Genomic DNA, 15,628 nt, shown 5'->3' with positions numbered 1-15,628 from the left:
TAACTAGGGGAACAGGAATTCAAACTGTTTCTGTTTCCCTCATGTGATGCTCATGTCATGCTCATGTGACGGTCATGTGCGCTATGTACAGGTACATATAAGCAGATACAGGCTATGTGTAAGAGTTGAAGTGAAGAAAGAGAGATGAAAATACTTCGTTTTGGGGAAGTGATGTTGTTCCCCAAAATGAAATGCAAAACGTATCACTGTTTGACTGGATTGTGAAAAACAATTTGCCTGAAGCAGATTTCTGGTTAATCAACAAGGGTAGCAAACATAAGTTAGGGGAACCAGTTAAGAAATTTCAGCCTTACCTAACTGGCATCAAATGTCCAGTGTTGGTTTTCCCAGATTACGGCTTTTATCTGTGCCTGCACCTGCACCAGCAAGGATTCTGGCAACAGTATTCGCAAGGTTCATTAAATCTTCAGCATCTTCGCCTCAAGAATGTTAAAGAAGTTTTTCGATCGATCGGTAATCAGCACAGAATTCAACATCAAGCCTGTTTCAAGTCGTTTGTTCCATATCCTGTATCTGCTACTACAACAGAGACAGAAGAGGTGTATGCTTCGCTATAAAACGTTGACTTATTGAATTGTTCAATTACAGGATTAGTGAAATGGAAAGAATAAATTTCGGTGGAATTCAAGCTGAGGTGTTGGCGTTGTCTCCACACCACGGCTGTTTTATTTTCCGACTGTCCGATCGAATTGCTATCAAAGGCATTTACACAAGCCGATTTACTTGGGATGAAACAACAGATAATCTCGCAGGTTTTCTATCAGAGCGGTTTGTCTTGTATGTAGGGGCACATACCTACAACGAAGCTGAATTTATCAAAGACACAATCACCAAAGCTGGCGGAACTCCGAATGATGATGTCTCTTTTTCCAGGTTCGTCCGTGGCTATCCCCATGAAGTAAGAGCGATCGGACTACAACCTGAGTATCTTCTCCAAACTCTACAGCATTTTCCTCATCCTGCTTAGCTACAAAAACATTAACAATCCTAGAAACAATCCTAGAAACAATCACAGAAACAAAATCAAGAAACTGTTTCCAAGGTTTGTTAATGTTTTGCTTCGCTTTGAAGTGTTGAGTTATTTACTTAGTAAGGAATCTTGGTCATGGAAACAGTCAATTTTGCAGGTGTTGAAGGTAAAGTAGTGGAAACATCACCGCACGGCAGTTACGTTGTAGTAAGATTGAGCGATCGAATCACGATTGTCGGCACAACCAATAATCAATTCAATTGGGAAGAAATGCCCGATGCAGCTTCAGGATTTGAATCGTTCATCACGTACATAGGGATTCGATCGAAAACTGAGGCTACTACATATCTCAATCTCGTAGCTACAGTTGGCGGTTACACACTCCCGAAAGAAGCCGAACCGAGAAAAGCTAAGCGGATTAAAGATTTCCCGTTTGAAATTAAAATACGTGGGCTAAGTCCTGAGTTTGTTGCTGAAGTAATTCGCTGCAAGAAAAAGTAGCTGACTATTCAACTACCTAAAAGCTAAGACCTAAGTTTCTCTTTACTACTTCTGTAAGGAGAAACTTAGACTATCCACATTACCTAATTCACCCACAATTCTTATGTCGGACAAAATAGTTTACGATGTGATTAAACGATTTGAAGTTATTGACGGTGTACCTCAATTGATTTCTACTGACATTAAAACAATTCAAGGTGGAACAACTTTGTTTTCGTAGCTTGCGGGTCGCGTAGCGACATCGCAGAAACTTGGTTAGCAAAGAATACTCAGTTAGTCCGGTGCTACACAGAACAATACGTTGGCTACAAAAACAAACGTGACAAAAGATATCAACTGGTTCTCACTCCTAGAGCAACCTCTCTTCAAGTAGCATTTCCCGCATCTAATTTGAGTGGCAAAGTTAAGTTTCTTACCGAAAACGATGCGCTGTTTCCTTACGCATTGAAGGTGTCGATCGAGAACAAAGAAACTCTTTTCAAGCTTCTTAATGACCTTTTTCCACAACACCAACAACAGCAGTAACAAAAGATGTCTCTAAATGAACGTGAAGAACGTGAACGACAAGTCTTTGAATCTGAACGTGAGAAATCTGAAATTACTAAAAAGCTCAAGTTGGCTTTCAAATCGTTAGCTTGGCAACATTACCACGAACAGATGAGTGAAGACGAGTTTAACAAACGTTGGCAAATCCATCAAATTCATTCGATGGATTACTATCGAACTGTTTGGTATCTCATGGAGAAAGGCTTTTCTATCCAAGCATTACTAAACAGCCAGTCAGAAACCTAACCTACTTCTACTTCTACTACTACCATGATTCAGATTGATTCACAAACAGAACAGACAACTCTACGCCTACGTGATGCCTTCCGTGTACTCGCATGGGAGGTGTTTGAAACTAATCCTGAGATTCGTGAAGATTTAAACCAGCGTTACACCAGATTCTACAGTCGCTGGAGACAGTGCAAAATTCGATCGATGGATCTAACTGAACTTTCTCTCTTAGCAACAGAAAGAGGTTTCTCGATCGAACAACTGTTGACTATCAGAGAATGTTACTACTCCATCGCTCAACCTTATCCAGACACTTTTGCTGATGATTAACGGCTAACCTAAACAGTGATTGGTGATGGCAAGTTTATCTTTCCATCATCAATCGTAGGCGTAAACCGGGCTTGCACTGAGCGTAGTCGAAGGGCGTAGCCATCGAAAGAGAAGAAGCAACAGTAATTTTTCTGTAAGGGTCGCTTCGCGATAAGGAAGTGATTTTTAGTGATGGATAATTCCAATGAAACGACTAAAGAAAGAGATCCCTAACCTTGAGCTTTTTCGCGATTACTGCCGTAGCTTAGTAGAGCTAATGAAGCCTAGCCACTCAACGCTGACGACTCGACGACTAGAACTTTGGCTTTTTAACGAAGTGCATCTAGGCAACGGCACAGTAAAGCCAGCTTATTTTGACGATCGACTCTATAACTTCTGCCAACGAATCTATCCCGGCAGTAACATAGGCTTGCTCACCTATCACGGCACTGAGAGAGGAGGCAGTAGTGGCTTAATCCGACCTCACAAGGATCACGGCTACGCAATGCCTCACGCAGTAAGCATAAATCTTGGCGAGGCTGAATTTGCGATCAATGGCAAGCTTCATAAACTCAATGATGGCGACATCTGCGAATTTAACTGCAAGCTTACTCACTCAGTCCCACGAATCCTGACCCCTGAGCGCTTCTCCCTAGTCCTTTGGACTTTGAATGAGAAGAAAGGCTATAAATCACAAATGGTAGAACCGATCGAATGGTAGAGGAAAGGCTGCATAGTAACAAATTCTATGCAGCCTTTATTACTTATTCAACACCAATTGAAATGAAAGAACCTACAGTAGTTTTTCTGTCAGGTTCGCTTCGCGATAGGGAAATGAGATAGGTTTTCTGCTTATTTCCAAAATTACTGTACATTTATCAAAGGAATTTCATCATGGCTATTGTATTTATGTCCAAAACTGCCAAAAAGCGTAGTTTGTTGATTGATGCGCTTCGTATTCTTGCCTGGGAAGAGTACAAGTCTACCAACAAAGAAGCACTCAAGAATCTTCAGTATGGCGGTTATGCTGTCTTTGACAAAGAATGGCAAGTTGATGAAATTCATGGCAAAGGTTATGAGGATCTTCTCGCTTTTGCTAAGAGTCTAGAGTTTTCTGAGGCAGAATTGCTTTCGATTCGATCGAAATACTACGCCAAGAAAACTAATACTCCTAGTACGACTGCTTCTGTCAAGAATAACAGTTCGTCTAACGGTAATGGCAATGGTAACATTCCTGAAGATGTTAGTGCTGTTGAAGAAGAAGAATATGATGTTGGTGATGCCTTTTAGCCTTGACTAACAGAGATTGATGGTGGAGAGTTTCTACTTTTCATCATCAATCCTATCATCTATCGAAAGAGAAGAATCTACAGAGAGTTATCTGTTAGGGTCGCTTCGCGATAAGGAGGTGAGTGAAATATTGTCGTTTGGAGCATAGTATCATGGAAAAGATGAAGAAAGTTATCCCAAATCTCTCTGAATTTAAAGAGTATTTGAGAGGTTTAGTTGCAGAAATGGAATATAGCCATAGTAGTTTGACCAATAAAAGGTTAGAACTTTGGTTGTTTAATAAAGTCCATCTTGGCAACGGACAAGTCAGCCTTGGGTTTTATGACGAAAGGTTGTATCAGCTTTGTCAGAGGCTTTATCCAGGCTGTGACATAGGTTTGTTGACTTATCATGGCAAGAAAAGAGGTGGTAGTTGTGGATTGATTGCTGATCATCGCGATCATGGCTATGCACAACCGATCGCAGTTTCCCTAAATATTGGCATTGCAGAGTTTGTCGTTGATGGCAAAAGCTGTGTGTTAGATGACGGTGAAATTGTGAAGTTTAATTGTAAGCAAATCCATTCTGTCCCTCGGATCATGAGTGAGGAAAGATTTAGTTTAGTTTTGTGGCAATTAAATCAAGCTAAAGGTTATCTATCGAAAATGGTTGAGTCGATTGAATGGTAAGATTAAGTTAAATATTTTGGATTCGATCCAAAGTGTTTAACTTAATCTACTAATCGGTCAATAAAAAAACAATGGTGAAGGTAAGCGTTTTGTAGGGCTTCGCCATAAGGAATTGAGTTAGATTTTCTGTACTTTACTTAGAGGTTTATCATGGCTATTCACATATTGACCAAATCTGAAAAAGAAGCATCCAATCTGAGAGATGCTATTCGGATAATGGCTTGGTCACAGTTCAAGGCTGACAATGATACCGATCTCAAAGGTTTAGATTTGTACGAAATTTTCAAAAAGGACTGGGAAACCTATGAGATTCATAAAATGGATCTGGCAGGAATTCGTACATTTGTCGGCAAGTTGGGATACACATCCGACGAATTGATGCAAATTCGATCGGAATATTATGCCAACAAGAAAGAATACAACAACAATAGAACCGATGAATTTTAGTTCTAGCGATCGATAGCAAAGAAAAGCCTCAGTATCTGTAAAGGATATTGGGGCTTTAAAATTAAGAGAAAGAGTAAGTGAAGATTTTTTGTGAGGGCGCTTCGCGATAAGAGAATGAGTTGTAAATTTACAACTCATTAACCCTTATCTAGGTATTTCTCATGGCTAATTTAACTGAGACTTTGGTATCGATCGTAATTGCTGGTGAATTAGCAGCAATTGGATTATTAGCAGGAACCGGATTAATCGGTTATGCAAAAGTTACAGCAGCTCACGTTCAGTTAGTTCAAACAGCAAAGCAAAGCAGATATGATGCAATCGTAAATTATGGCGAAGTTAGAAGTGTAGCCATCTATACGGGTGATAAGCCAGCAATTGCAGAGTGTTTGAGCGGAGTTTGTGGAGCTAAAGTTCCATTACCCAGCGGTTTAAACATCAAATCAACCTTTAGAGGTATTGATGCGAAAGTTGCAGGTAAAGCAGGTAGCAATTTAGCAACCTTGATTAGTTGGAGTAGTGAAACCAATAGCGGAATTGGTGGTAGTTACGGCCAGCATGGAACGATAACCATTAGCCATCCCTGGACTAGAAAGAAATTTTGTTTAGTTAGGGGTGGAGCTAATGGCAATCTCGGTGAAGTTGTAATCAAGCAAGATAAGGAGTGTAAATAGCCATGTTGAATCAGAAAGGAAATCTCTAGCTAATGCTAGAGATTTTTTTTTAGACCTACTTAACTATCATCCATTACCCAAAAATTACTCATCATGAACAAGAAAATCGTTGCTTTAGCAGTTTTGATTCTCGCTGGTTTCGCTTCCTGTCAGCTCATGAAACCAAAAGCAGTTGAAGAAATTCCCGCAGCTCCAGTTGTCAAAGCTTTGCCTCAAGATCCATCACTTCAGGTTTATTTCAATCAGTCTCAGACTTCTAGCTATACTGAGCCATATCGTCAGGTCACTCGATCGGGACATGATTTAGAACAGCTCATGGTCTATTCCATCAACAGCGCTCGTGAAAGTGTCGATGTCGCAGTTCAAGAGTTACGTTTGCCTCGGATAGCGCAAGCTCTAGCGCATCGTCATCGCTCAGGTATTAAAGTTCGCGTCATTATCGAAAATCTCTACAATCGTCCCATCGCTCTTTCTGCCTCACAGATAGCATCATTGCCCAAACGGGAACGCGATCGATATGCCGAACTGGTTAACCTCGCAGATATTGATAAAGATGGTTCGCTGTCAGATGCGGAAATCTCCAGCGGTGATGCTCTTGCGATCGTCCGTGAAGCAGGAATCCCCATGATTGACGATACCGCTGACGGCAGCAAAGGCAGCGGATTGATGCACCACAAGTTCATCATCATTGATGGCAAAACCGTTATCGCCACTTCTGCCAATTTCACTACCAGCGATATTCATGGCGATTTCAAGAGCGCTGAAAGTCGCGGAAATCCCAACAATTTGCTGAAAATGCAAAGTCCAGAGCTAGCCAAAGTTTTCACAGAAGAGTTCAGCCTCATGTGGGGTGACGGCCCCGGTGGGAAACCAGACAGCAAGTTTGGTGTAAAGAAGTCGATTCGCCCGATCGCCAGAGTTCAAGTCGGCGGTGCAACCGTCGCGGTTCAGTTCTCGCCGGCGACAAGCAAAACTCCCTGGCAGCAGACACCGAATGGATTAATCGATCGGACTTTAGCCACCGCATCCAAGTCCGTCAATCTGGCGCTGTTTGTCTTCTCTGCTCAGCAGTTGGCTGACACACTCGAAACCAAATCTCGAACCGGAGTCGGCATCCGAGCTTTGGTTGATTCCAGTTTCGTCTACCGCCCCTACAGCGAGGCGATGGACATGATGGGTGCTAGCCTACTGGACGGTTGCAAATTGGAAGTCGAAAACCGTCCCTGGAGTCAGCCACTGGCGACGGTCGGAATGCCAAAACTTCCCGTAGGCGATCGACTGCACCACAAGTTCGGTGTTGTTGATGGAACCAAAGTCATCACCGGTTCTCACAATTGGAGTGAAGCCGCCAACCGAGCAAATGATGAAACGCTGTTGGTTGTGGAAAGTGCCACGGTCGGCGCTCACTTCGAGCAAGAGTTCGATCGACTCTATCAAGGCGCAATTCTCGGTCTGCCACAGCGCATCAAGCAGAAGATGGATTCTCGCAAATCTGAATGTAAGTAGATAATTCTCCAGCCCTCGCTGGAGATTTTCTGTTACCTAGCGCTTCGCGTTAATGAGTTGATTTCTAACTAAAAACTATGCTGCACCTCAAAAGCTATTTCTCTGTTTCTGAACAACAAGCTTTAGTTGAGCTTATCCGAAATATAGCCAGAGCCAACGGCGGGGTAACAATTTCTGTGATGCCCAGTGGCCAGAAATTCAACTGTAGCCAAACCAGTTGCGGAATAGTTGGTTGGCTATCCGATCGAAATGGCTACCGTTACTCATCCATCAATCCAGTAAATAATCAGCCATTCGCAGCAATGCCAACAGAGTTAATAGACATTGCTCAAAGTTTAGCCAAATTAGTTGGTGAATTTGATTATCAGCCCGAAACTTGCCTAATCAACTTTTACCCAGCCACCGGGAAAAGTAAGTTAGGTTTGCATCAAGATAACACCGAGAGCAACCTCAAACCCTGCATCATTTCGATATCTCTCGGTGATGATTGCAGTTTTGTCATCGGCAGCAACCGCAGTCGGAAAGATCCATTAGAAGGCATCCTCTTACGATCGGGCGATGTCGTTATCTTGCACGGTGACAGCCGTTTAGCCTATCACGGCGTCCAAAGAATTCTTCCCAAAACCTCGGACTTATTGAAGAACCACGGCAGATTAAACTTAACCATTCGCCAAGTTTATTAGCCAAGAAATAACACATAAATAAGTAATGCTTCGCCATGAGTTGTTGATTCTTTTTCAGAGAAACAACTCATGGCAGCAAGCAATATTCCTGCTTTACAACAACGAGTCAATCGAAGTCTTAACCGCGAGACTCAATACAATTTTCATGAACCGTTTGATGTGAAAGAGTACCACACGGCGATGATTACTGGACATCGCTGGTTCGATTACAACATTCCGATCGATAAACTTATCAAAATGGCAGTGAAGCAAGGCGTGACTAAATTCTTGTGTGGTATGGCGCTCGGCACTGACCAAGTTGCAGCAGAGATTTTAGTTCGGCGTAAACTCAAATGGACAGCCGTGATTCCTTGCGCTGATCAACATCTTCTCTGGAAACCTCGTGAGCAAAGTCATTACAAAAAGTTGCTGGAGCAAGCAACTGATCAAGTCTGCCTTTACAAGAATTACAGTCCAGGTGTCATGCAGGCTCGGAATGCTTGGATGGTGAAACGATCGGACATTTGCCTAGCAGTTTTTTCCGGCGATCCTCACGGCGTTGGGGGTGGAACTGCCACAACTTTTGAGATGGCCCGCAATCATAATCTGCTCATTTATCAGTACGTCCCGGCTGAATCTCAGTTCTTAATTGTTGAACCTGCTCACCGTCAGTTACGCCTCTTCTAGCTGTTTTTCCTCACATCCCCCCTTATTAAGGGGGACATCTGACCAACCGCAAACTTAACCAAAAACTCAACCAGAAACTCAAAATGAAGAAAAAAGCAGTTATAGCGCATATTCACAGTCGCATCACCAAACTTGCGAAGGGTGCGATCGAACGCGGAGACATTCTCACTTGCGATCGCATCTCCGACAGCTCTTACTTAATCAAGCGTTCTGTTCCTGATAAAAATGACGGCAAACCACAGACTACCAAATATACTACCGTCGCTGCTGCTAGCCTGCTTTATCTTCTCAATTCCTACGCTTTAGCTAATTCCATAGACACAGAAACAAAAACAAAATAATGCTTCGCTGTAAGGGAGTGTTCTGTTTTTGTTTCTGTGTCTAAATGCAAAACCATTCAGCTACCTTCAGAGCACCGCAAACTTGGTCAGAAGAAGACATCGACTATCTTTTACTAATTGAAAAGATAGTCGATGTTGATGCGATCGTAGAAACGCTTAAATTTCGCTGCATCTGTGACTGTCAGATGGACAACGATTCTGATGTCAAATTAGCGTTTGTGCGTTGGTTTAAAGCCAAAGTCGAACACATGAGCAACGATATTTACAATGTCGTTGAATCTGAAGCTAAAGTTTTCCGAATTAATTTACCTTCGCTCTGACAAACGCTCTGACAAGAAAACCCCGGCGACGCTTCGTGAAGGCTTCGCCGGGGGGTACTGATTTCTCTATCACTCTGTCAAACAATCTATCAAAGGTAAAATATGTCCATCCAATTTTCAACTACTTTAGCACAAACTCTTCAACAATCAGCAATCGATTCTAATCTTGATTGTGAAACTGTTGAGATATTAGTTCCTGAGAAAGCTTATGACCGGATGCTTCTAGAAGCGATCGGCAAACTGATTGATCTGGATCAAATTGTTGAAAGACTTCTGGCTTTGGATTGTCAGCAGTGCAGTTTATTTACACCTGACCAAGTTAAGTTTGCCTTCCTCAAATGGATTGAGAATCATGTTGAGTCGATCGAACTGCAACCTGAATGGTATCTTCACAAGGATTTCAAGCATTTCGATCGACATCTGCCGTTTGACGAACTGCAAGAAGCGGTTGAACAAGAGTTTGATGTTGAAGCCGTTTATGATGAAATCGGCGCTGCTCATGAAGCTGGATTATTCGATAATTCTAGTCTTGAAGATCAGTTTAGTGGTACTGCACAACAAGCAGCAGCAGATGCTTTAACTTGGTAGCTAAATAGTCAACAAAAAAAGCGGTTAGCGTAGGACTAACCGCTTTTGAATTCAGTTTCAGGTATTTTCCACACAACAATTCTATCATGGAACATCTCAAAAGACTTGCCGAAATTCGCAATCAAATTGAAAGATTAAAAGTTGAAGCTGAAGCGATCGAACCTGATGCTATTCTTGAATCTTTCGAGATTATTGAGTCTAACAAAGCTCGCAAAAACGTAGTCTTTAACGATGACAATGCCAAAATCGTTATCCAACTTCGCACTCGCTACGATAACGAAAATCTTAGTGTCGCTCGACTTGATGAGGATATCAGCCGTGAATACGATAATTTATGTCGATCGAATGCAATCCCTCTCGCTAACAGTCAAGCTTACATTAACGATTTGAAGGAAATGCTTGCAGAAGCAGAAACAAAACACGAAGCGCTTCTCAGTTCTGTCTACTTACAAAACTTAGAGAAACAGCGGGCGAGCGCACTTAAGAAAACTGAACATAAAGTGCCAGCATTAGCCGTTTATGTTCACTACTTGAAGCATTAAAATAAACCTAAAGCGATTGTACTCTCTTATTGTGCTTCGCTTTAGGATGTTGATTTCAACAACTATTTTGTACAATGACAATAATCACTGTCAATCAATCCAGTTTTCAGGTAGAGCGATTTCTTCGTTACAAAGAAAATCGAGTCAAAGGACACTTCACCTTAGAAGGTCTAGAATTTCCATCGCTCAATATGGCGATCGTAAAAATCAATAGCCGAATCTTAAAGATTAATTCTGTACTTGGTGTGCTGCCAGTAACAGAAGTCTGGGGATTTGTCATCAATGATTCTGGCGGAACTCTCTCAACTTTCCTCACTGCACAGAGAGAAATTCCCCCGATAGAACCTGAGAAAATCTATGAATTAGACTTTCTCCCGTTTAAGTCTCAGCTAGGGAAAGGCTTCATATTAAACACTTTTCCTCGTAATCCGAGCAATGATCATGAGAAATTCGGACTAGAAACAGCTCAGGATATTCTCAATTCTGCAATAGATTACTGTCGTGATGAAAGATTGAATGAAATCCAATTGAATTAACTTAGTAATTTTGATTGCTGTTAGCCGAGCGATCGCCCACAGCAATCAAAAATTACGGTAAATTTAATAGATAAAGCTAAAGCAATTGTAGTGCTTCGCTTTTAAGTATTGAGTTTATTTTTTACAGAAACTTAACCAGAAACAAAAACAGAAACAGAAACAAATCCCAAAATCAACCAGAAACAAAATCATGAAAAACCCAATCATTGTTGACGGATTCGCTTTTCACATTCCTACAATCCCCAGCCGTTACAGAGCGAACTGTTCCAAAGAATTTTCGGTGATGCTATGACTACTCGCGGTTTGACAGTCAAGCAACGAATCGAGCTTCACATCATTTCAAAGGACGGCTGCTGGATAACTGACTACCATAGTGCAGGCAGCAGACCCAAGATTATCATCAACGGTAAGTCATATCAACTTTCCCGTGCAGCTTATGAAGCTTACAAAGGTGCAATTCCTGAAAAGATGTGCGTTTGTCATACTTGCGACAATGGACTCTGCATCAATCCTGACCATCTTTTCTTAGCTTCTCAGGTTGATAATATAGCCGATCGACAGCAGAAGAACCGTCAAGCAAAAGGCTCGGTTGTAGGTATTTCTAAGCTTATGGAATCTCAAGTTGAAGAAATTCGAGATTTGTTAGCTGAAGGTAAACTTACAACCCGAGAAATTGCTGAAAAGTTTGGGGTTTATTCTTCTGTAATTTCTGCTATTAACACAGGCAAAATCTGGAGTCATGTCGAAGGAATTGGAGCTAAAATAAACACAAGAAGAGTTAACGCAAAGCTTGATGAATCCAAAGTAAAACACATCAAAAAGTTACTTTCTGAAGGAATGAGTGCCAGTAAAATCGGTAAATTATACGGTGTCGGGAAATCGACGATCGCAGCTATTAAGCAAAATAAAACTTGGACTCATGTAAATCCAGAGTGATAGTAATGCTTCGCTGTTAAGTTTTGAGTTCCTTTGATTTTCTTAGTCAAAGGAACTTCAATGAAACAAAACCTGAAACTAAACCACAAACTCAACTAGAAACTAAAACTAAAATGCAAAACCCAATTGTCATAGACGGATTCGCTTTTCGTATTCCCACTATTCCTAGCCGTTACAGAGCAAATTGTTCGCGCGAGTTCGGAATGTTCGTCACTGGCGAAACCAAAGGAATGAACAGCAGTAAAGCAGAGAAAGCAGGACTGACCCGTGGTGAATTTGTTGAGATGGCGATTTGTGCGATCGGACAGAAAACTCTCACTTTCAAACCTCACTACGAAAATGAGCAATTCACCGAAATCTGGGGCATTCCAGTAGGCGGGGGAATCAAGACTCACTTTCATGAAAAATGTTCTGAATTAAGTACCTTTCTCATCCACCGTCAAAGTCAGGACAAAATGAAAGGCTTAGTTGAATGTTTTGGGCGAGAAGCGTTCAATTCTTGGGTTGCTGAAGGTATGCAAGGCGATCACAGTCAATATGCACTCAACAAAGCATCAGATGCTTATTTCGCAAACATTTTCCGATTCGAGATGGTACAAAGTGAAGGCAATTACGGCCCTTACTACTACTTAGCCATCACCACTCGTCCGATCGGAAATCCTTTTGAAGAGGCTGCCGTAAAAGCTGCTCGTATGATTTTTGAAGATGAGAAAAACGGTATCCGTCATTGCAGCGATCCTCGACTGATTGAGAATCAGGCAATGTGTTTGGGTTCTGCTTCTGATTCAGGTTTAGCTCTTGCAGCGGCTAACGGCGCTGAAGTTGTTGAAGCTGAACAACAACCTGTCAAGCAACTCAAAGGCAAATAATTCAACATTCAGGGGAGTAATCCTCTGAATCTCTGTTCAGTTCGATCGTCCTTATTTATGGCGATCGAACTGACTCCACTATTCACTCAATCTCTGTCAAAGAAAGGTAATCTCATGCTCAAAACAATCAAAGTAACTAGCGCAACAGGCAATCAACAACACATTCTCAAACTCTTCAAAGAGTATGTGATAGATTTTCTCAAAAAAGCTGTTGCTGTTGCCGAAGAAAACGGTCAACGGTTTTTACCTCAATTTTACAATTCTGACTGGCAATGGGTAACAGATTCCTCTCCCGCTGAATTACTGGAAACAGTGTCTTGGGCATGGCACAGTCGATGCGCTACGCGCCCGCAAGCTACGAACGGCAACGGAACCGATGGCGATTGCACTATCTACCTCAAGTCCGAACAAGCGATCCGAAGCCACACCACAGAAAGATTGCTTGAAGGTAATGCCGTCTATGACCTGGATATCACTGTAACCAGCTAGTCTCCCATTTCTCTACATATATAGGCGCGCGTTAATTAACACGCGCGCGTGATTACCCCAACATCTAAAACACATGAGTAATATTCAGTGGACTGGCATCACGGCTAATCCCATCCATTTGGTCAAAGCCGATGGCAAACACGGCGGACACTGGTGTCATAAAATCAGTCCAGGATGCCTTCATTGTTATGCCGAAACAATGAATCTAAGCAACTACTTCGTCTTTGCCAGTGGCTTAGCCTACAGCGGGACAGCCCCTGTCAACATGGTTTTCTCCTCAATCATCATGGAGAAACTGGTGAAAATGAAGAAAGGTGAGAGAATTTTCATCTTCTCCATGACTGACTGCTTCGGGCATTGGGTCAGTAATGATATGTTGGATTTAGCTTTTGCTTATATGGTGATAGCGTCCCAGCATACCTTTCAAGTTTTGACAAAAAGACCGGAGCGGATGCCGGACTATTTTCGATCGGCAAAAGAACCCATCAGAAAACACGTTGAGGATTTGAGACGACAACTCAAGCTACCCCCGGCAGAGTTTGTCTGGCCGATTCCGAATCTATGGCTTGGCACGACGATCGAGAACCAAGATTCTACTAAAAGAATCCCTTACCTTTTAGAAACAGAATCAGTAGTTTGGTTTCTGAGCTGTGAGCCTTTATTAGAACGGGTAACGATTAAGAAAGAATGGCTAGATCAAATCGACCAAGTAATTATCGGTGGTGAATCCGGGCCCGGTGCGCGTCCCTGTGACCTCGACTGGATTCGATTCATGATCAACCAATGTCAAAGTGCTGAAGACGTGGCGATATTTGTCAAACAACTTGGCTCAAACCCCATTCTCAGCGCCTGCTATATCGACGGAGTAGCAACTACTTACCAAAAACTGAAGCTTAAAGATAAAAAGGGCGGGACGATCGAAGAATTTCCCGAAGATGTGAGATTTCGTCAGTTTCCTGTTCCGAGACAAATGTTGCCGTCTTCTCTCTCTCTCTAATCCTGCTTGAGAAAAAACCTCTGACAAACTATTCGCATAGGTCAGAGGTTTTTCTTTTAGTTACTACCTATATCAACAAATATGGCACTCACAAAAATCGGCGGACAAAAAATCGCTGCTGCCAAGATTGGAATTTCTGTTGAAGAATATCAGCAAAATGTTAAGTCTGGTCTGAAATGGTGTTTCTCTTGCAAATCCTGGTTAAAGCTGAACTTGTTTAATGACAGCAAAAATGCCCGCGACGGCAAAGACAACCGTTGCAGAAGCTGTCGTAGAGCCTTCGATGCGCTACGTGCCCGCAAGCTACGAAAAAGGTATCAGCCTATTCCGATCGACATACGCAAATCCCGAGGCTTTCCCCCGGTTCCTGGCAGAGATGGCGACAAAACCCAAGCCCGGAACCGCGTAAATTACGCAGTCAGACGTGATAAATTACTCCATGCCCGTAATATCCCGTGCGTGGATTGTGGTCATTTAGGGCCCGATGGCGTACCGCCCCGCAAGCTACGACAGCATGAATATGACCACTACAAGGGGTACGATGCCGTCAACCATTTAGAAGTTGAATGCGTTTGCGTTCCTTGCCATGTCGATCGGGAACGCCAACGGAAACAGGAACGGCAATATCATAATCACACTCGGCGTTCTAATGGTAATGGTTAGTAGAAAATTAGTTGGTTTTGCTTCGCTGTAAAGCTGTGAAATTGTAAGTTTGGAGAATTAATATGCCGATTCACATTCCCAAGAAAAATGAAAAGTTCCCTGAGCCTCAATCTGAGCGTGAACCTAAACCTGAATCTAAACCTGTTGCTAAATTTGATGCAGACTTAGCATTTCAGGAATTAACTGCAAAACTTCGTTGGGAAAAGAAACATATTAAGCCCGTATTGGGTGAACTGTTCCCTTCCTATGACGATCGATGTTATATCTTTCTAACATTTGGATGTGATGAAGGATATGTAGGAGAAGGTTATGGTTTTTACCACTCTCGCATAGAAGAATATGATGAGATTGGTCGGCGTTTGGCTAAACTGTGGTCGATCGAACAAGAAACAGAAGAGAGAAAAGTAAATCACTACAGTCGTGGTGCCAAGTAGCCAAGTAAATAGTAATAGTGCTTCGCTGTAGGGTAGTGACTTTTTGGAACAATAATATGTCACTGCCCTATCTCCTCAAAATCAACAATTCAGGCGATCGAACTGATTCTTATCGGTTCATCGATCCTTCAGCTATTCCCGACGATCGACCAGCTCTGAGATTAGCTAACCGACTACAGTGGGATAGACTCAATATCGCACCAGAGTTAGATAAACTGTTCCGATATTACCGCAACACCTGTTCGATCCTCGATAAAACCCAGGGCTTTGAGGCTGCTAAGTCTCCCGAAACTTACGATGAAATAGGTCAATTGTTAGTCAAGATGTGGTCGATTGATCAACTTACAGAAGTGAAGCTATTGAATTATTACAATCGTGGAGCTTCGCTATAGAGTAGTGTCTTT

25 protein-coding genes are annotated in these 15,628 nt (G+C 42.3%); all 25 read left to right on the top strand.

Features of this window, described 5'->3' with window-relative positions; translation table 11 throughout:
* Nucleotides 1–191 precede the first annotated feature (191 nt).
* Nucleotides 192–578 (top strand): hypothetical protein, encoded by a 387-nt coding sequence (locus QUB35_RS12870; RefSeq protein WP_333142275.1) that lies wholly within the window; start codon nt 192–194, stop codon nt 576–578.
* 41 nt (nt 579–619) lie between these two features.
* Nucleotides 620–988, top strand: a complete 369-nt coding sequence (locus tag QUB35_RS12865; RefSeq protein WP_333142274.1) for a hypothetical protein — start codon at nt 620–622, stop codon at nt 986–988.
* A 138-nt stretch (nt 989–1,126) separates the two neighbouring features.
* Complete coding sequence (locus QUB35_RS12860; RefSeq protein WP_333142273.1) at nt 1,127–1,492, top strand: hypothetical protein; 366 nt, start codon at nt 1,127–1,129, stop codon at nt 1,490–1,492.
* 531 nt (nt 1,493–2,023) lie between these two features.
* Nucleotides 2,024–2,284 carry a hypothetical protein gene (locus QUB35_RS12855; protein ID WP_333142272.1) on the top strand — a complete coding sequence of 87 codons (261 nt, stop codon included), beginning with the start codon at nt 2,024–2,026 and terminating at the stop codon, nt 2,282–2,284.
* 24 nt (nt 2,285–2,308) lie between these two features.
* Nucleotides 2,309–2,599: a hypothetical protein gene (locus QUB35_RS12850; RefSeq protein WP_333142271.1), complete on the top strand. Its 291-nt coding sequence runs from the start codon at nt 2,309–2,311 to the stop codon at nt 2,597–2,599.
* A gap of 256 nt (nt 2,600–2,855) precedes the next feature.
* Nucleotides 2,856–3,299, top strand: coding sequence for a hypothetical protein (locus QUB35_RS12845; protein WP_333107486.1), 444 nt, complete (start codon nt 2,856–2,858; stop codon nt 3,297–3,299).
* Nucleotides 3,300–3,472: 173 nt separating this feature from the next.
* Complete coding sequence (locus QUB35_RS12840; protein ID WP_333142270.1) at nt 3,473–3,868, top strand: hypothetical protein; 396 nt, start codon at nt 3,473–3,475, stop codon at nt 3,866–3,868.
* 152 nt (nt 3,869–4,020) lie between these two features.
* Entirely contained in the window at nt 4,021–4,536 is a 516-nt protein-coding gene (locus tag QUB35_RS12835) for a hypothetical protein (RefSeq protein WP_333142269.1), read from the top strand.
* 150 nt (nt 4,537–4,686) lie between these two features.
* Entirely contained in the window at nt 4,687–4,983 is a 297-nt protein-coding gene (locus QUB35_RS12830; RefSeq protein WP_333142268.1) for a hypothetical protein, read from the top strand.
* 161 nt (nt 4,984–5,144) lie between these two features.
* Nucleotides 5,145–5,654, top strand: a complete 510-nt coding sequence (locus QUB35_RS12825) for a hypothetical protein (RefSeq protein ID WP_333142267.1) — start codon at nt 5,145–5,147, stop codon at nt 5,652–5,654.
* A 93-nt stretch (nt 5,655–5,747) separates the two neighbouring features.
* Nucleotides 5,748–7,160 (top strand): phospholipase D-like domain-containing protein, encoded by a 1,413-nt coding sequence (locus tag QUB35_RS12820; RefSeq protein ID WP_333142266.1) that lies wholly within the window; start codon nt 5,748–5,750, stop codon nt 7,158–7,160.
* Between the two features lie 77 nt (nt 7,161–7,237).
* Nucleotides 7,238–7,843 (top strand): alpha-ketoglutarate-dependent dioxygenase AlkB, encoded by a 606-nt coding sequence (locus tag QUB35_RS12815; protein WP_333142265.1) that lies wholly within the window; start codon nt 7,238–7,240, stop codon nt 7,841–7,843.
* A gap of 69 nt (nt 7,844–7,912) precedes the next feature.
* Nucleotides 7,913–8,509 carry an SLOG family protein gene (locus QUB35_RS12810; RefSeq protein WP_333142264.1) on the top strand — a complete coding sequence of 199 codons (597 nt, stop codon included), beginning with the start codon at nt 7,913–7,915 and terminating at the stop codon, nt 8,507–8,509.
* Nucleotides 8,510–8,592: 83 nt separating this feature from the next.
* Nucleotides 8,593–8,850 carry a hypothetical protein gene (locus tag QUB35_RS12805; RefSeq protein WP_333107496.1) on the top strand — a complete coding sequence of 86 codons (258 nt, stop codon included), beginning with the start codon at nt 8,593–8,595 and terminating at the stop codon, nt 8,848–8,850.
* A gap of 44 nt (nt 8,851–8,894) precedes the next feature.
* On the top strand, nt 8,895–9,170 hold the full coding sequence (locus QUB35_RS12800) for a hypothetical protein (protein ID WP_333142263.1): 276 nt from the start codon (nt 8,895–8,897) through the stop codon (nt 9,168–9,170).
* Between the two features lie 102 nt (nt 9,171–9,272).
* A complete protein-coding gene (locus QUB35_RS12795) occupies nt 9,273–9,758 on the top strand; it encodes a hypothetical protein (protein ID WP_333142262.1) in 486 nt (161 codons plus the stop codon).
* An 86-nt stretch (nt 9,759–9,844) separates the two neighbouring features.
* A complete protein-coding gene (locus QUB35_RS12790; RefSeq protein ID WP_333142261.1) occupies nt 9,845–10,300 on the top strand; it encodes a hypothetical protein in 456 nt (151 codons plus the stop codon).
* Nucleotides 10,301–10,374: 74 nt separating this feature from the next.
* A complete protein-coding gene (locus tag QUB35_RS12785) occupies nt 10,375–10,836 on the top strand; it encodes a hypothetical protein (RefSeq protein WP_333142260.1) in 462 nt (153 codons plus the stop codon).
* Between the two features lie 288 nt (nt 10,837–11,124).
* Nucleotides 11,125–11,772 carry an HNH endonuclease gene (locus tag QUB35_RS12780; RefSeq protein ID WP_333142259.1) on the top strand — a complete coding sequence of 216 codons (648 nt, stop codon included), beginning with the start codon at nt 11,125–11,127 and terminating at the stop codon, nt 11,770–11,772.
* A gap of 113 nt (nt 11,773–11,885) precedes the next feature.
* Nucleotides 11,886–12,641, top strand: a complete 756-nt coding sequence (locus QUB35_RS12775) for a hypothetical protein (protein WP_333142258.1) — start codon at nt 11,886–11,888, stop codon at nt 12,639–12,641.
* Between the two features lie 114 nt (nt 12,642–12,755).
* The gene (locus QUB35_RS12770) at nt 12,756–13,130 is read left to right on the top strand and encodes a hypothetical protein (protein WP_333142257.1); all 375 of its coding nucleotides are present in this window, start codon (nt 12,756–12,758) and stop codon (nt 13,128–13,130) included.
* A gap of 73 nt (nt 13,131–13,203) precedes the next feature.
* Entirely contained in the window at nt 13,204–14,127 is a 924-nt protein-coding gene (locus tag QUB35_RS12765; RefSeq protein ID WP_333142256.1) for a DUF5131 family protein, read from the top strand.
* An 81-nt stretch (nt 14,128–14,208) separates the two neighbouring features.
* Nucleotides 14,209–14,790 (top strand): hypothetical protein, encoded by a 582-nt coding sequence (locus tag QUB35_RS12760; protein ID WP_333142255.1) that lies wholly within the window; start codon nt 14,209–14,211, stop codon nt 14,788–14,790.
* 62 nt (nt 14,791–14,852) lie between these two features.
* A complete protein-coding gene (locus QUB35_RS12755; RefSeq protein ID WP_333142254.1) occupies nt 14,853–15,224 on the top strand; it encodes a hypothetical protein in 372 nt (123 codons plus the stop codon).
* A 56-nt stretch (nt 15,225–15,280) separates the two neighbouring features.
* The gene (locus QUB35_RS12750) at nt 15,281–15,616 is read left to right on the top strand and encodes a hypothetical protein (protein ID WP_333142253.1); all 336 of its coding nucleotides are present in this window, start codon (nt 15,281–15,283) and stop codon (nt 15,614–15,616) included.
* Nucleotides 15,617–15,628 lie beyond the last annotated feature (12 nt).

Source organism: Microcoleus sp. B13-B6 (assembly GCF_036705405.1).
GTDB lineage: Bacteria > Cyanobacteriota > Cyanobacteriia > Cyanobacteriales > Microcoleaceae > Microcoleus.
The sequence above is the reverse complement of the archived record's forward strand: the minus strand, read 5'-3'. Positions and strand labels throughout refer to the sequence as shown.

Excerpts from the sequence above, each read along its gene's own strand:
- QUB35_RS12870 (WP_333142275.1), top strand. The coding sequence starts at position 192 with ATGCAAAACGTATCACTGTTTGACTGGATTGTGAAAAACAATTTGCCT.
- QUB35_RS12865 (WP_333142274.1), top strand. The coding sequence starts at position 620 with ATGGAAAGAATAAATTTCGGTGGAATTCAAGCTGAGGTGTTGGCGTTG.
- QUB35_RS12860 (WP_333142273.1), top strand. The coding sequence starts at position 1,127 with ATGGAAACAGTCAATTTTGCAGGTGTTGAAGGTAAAGTAGTGGAAACA.
- QUB35_RS12855 (WP_333142272.1), top strand. The coding sequence starts at position 2,024 with ATGTCTCTAAATGAACGTGAAGAACGTGAACGACAAGTCTTTGAATCT.
- QUB35_RS12850 (WP_333142271.1), top strand. The coding sequence starts at position 2,309 with ATGATTCAGATTGATTCACAAACAGAACAGACAACTCTACGCCTACGT.
- QUB35_RS12845 (WP_333107486.1), top strand. The coding sequence starts at position 2,856 with ATGAAGCCTAGCCACTCAACGCTGACGACTCGACGACTAGAACTTTGG.
- QUB35_RS12840 (WP_333142270.1), top strand. The coding sequence starts at position 3,473 with ATGGCTATTGTATTTATGTCCAAAACTGCCAAAAAGCGTAGTTTGTTG.
- QUB35_RS12835 (WP_333142269.1), top strand. The coding sequence starts at position 4,021 with ATGGAAAAGATGAAGAAAGTTATCCCAAATCTCTCTGAATTTAAAGAG.
- QUB35_RS12830 (WP_333142268.1), top strand. The coding sequence starts at position 4,687 with ATGGCTATTCACATATTGACCAAATCTGAAAAAGAAGCATCCAATCTG.
- QUB35_RS12825 (WP_333142267.1), top strand. The coding sequence starts at position 5,145 with ATGGCTAATTTAACTGAGACTTTGGTATCGATCGTAATTGCTGGTGAA.
- QUB35_RS12820 (WP_333142266.1), top strand. The coding sequence starts at position 5,748 with ATGAACAAGAAAATCGTTGCTTTAGCAGTTTTGATTCTCGCTGGTTTC.
- QUB35_RS12815 (WP_333142265.1), top strand. The coding sequence starts at position 7,238 with ATGCTGCACCTCAAAAGCTATTTCTCTGTTTCTGAACAACAAGCTTTA.
- QUB35_RS12810 (WP_333142264.1), top strand. The coding sequence starts at position 7,913 with ATGGCAGCAAGCAATATTCCTGCTTTACAACAACGAGTCAATCGAAGT.
- QUB35_RS12805 (WP_333107496.1), top strand. The coding sequence starts at position 8,593 with ATGAAGAAAAAAGCAGTTATAGCGCATATTCACAGTCGCATCACCAAA.
- QUB35_RS12800 (WP_333142263.1), top strand. The coding sequence starts at position 8,895 with ATGCAAAACCATTCAGCTACCTTCAGAGCACCGCAAACTTGGTCAGAA.
- QUB35_RS12795 (WP_333142262.1), top strand. The coding sequence starts at position 9,273 with ATGTCCATCCAATTTTCAACTACTTTAGCACAAACTCTTCAACAATCA.
- QUB35_RS12790 (WP_333142261.1), top strand. The coding sequence starts at position 9,845 with ATGGAACATCTCAAAAGACTTGCCGAAATTCGCAATCAAATTGAAAGA.
- QUB35_RS12785 (WP_333142260.1), top strand. The coding sequence starts at position 10,375 with ATGACAATAATCACTGTCAATCAATCCAGTTTTCAGGTAGAGCGATTT.
- QUB35_RS12780 (WP_333142259.1), top strand. The coding sequence starts at position 11,125 with ATGACTACTCGCGGTTTGACAGTCAAGCAACGAATCGAGCTTCACATC.
- QUB35_RS12775 (WP_333142258.1), top strand. The coding sequence starts at position 11,886 with ATGCAAAACCCAATTGTCATAGACGGATTCGCTTTTCGTATTCCCACT.
- QUB35_RS12770 (WP_333142257.1), top strand. The coding sequence starts at position 12,756 with ATGCTCAAAACAATCAAAGTAACTAGCGCAACAGGCAATCAACAACAC.
- QUB35_RS12765 (WP_333142256.1), top strand. The coding sequence starts at position 13,204 with ATGAGTAATATTCAGTGGACTGGCATCACGGCTAATCCCATCCATTTG.
- QUB35_RS12760 (WP_333142255.1), top strand. The coding sequence starts at position 14,209 with ATGGCACTCACAAAAATCGGCGGACAAAAAATCGCTGCTGCCAAGATT.
- QUB35_RS12755 (WP_333142254.1), top strand. The coding sequence starts at position 14,853 with ATGCCGATTCACATTCCCAAGAAAAATGAAAAGTTCCCTGAGCCTCAA.
- QUB35_RS12750 (WP_333142253.1), top strand. The coding sequence starts at position 15,281 with ATGTCACTGCCCTATCTCCTCAAAATCAACAATTCAGGCGATCGAACT.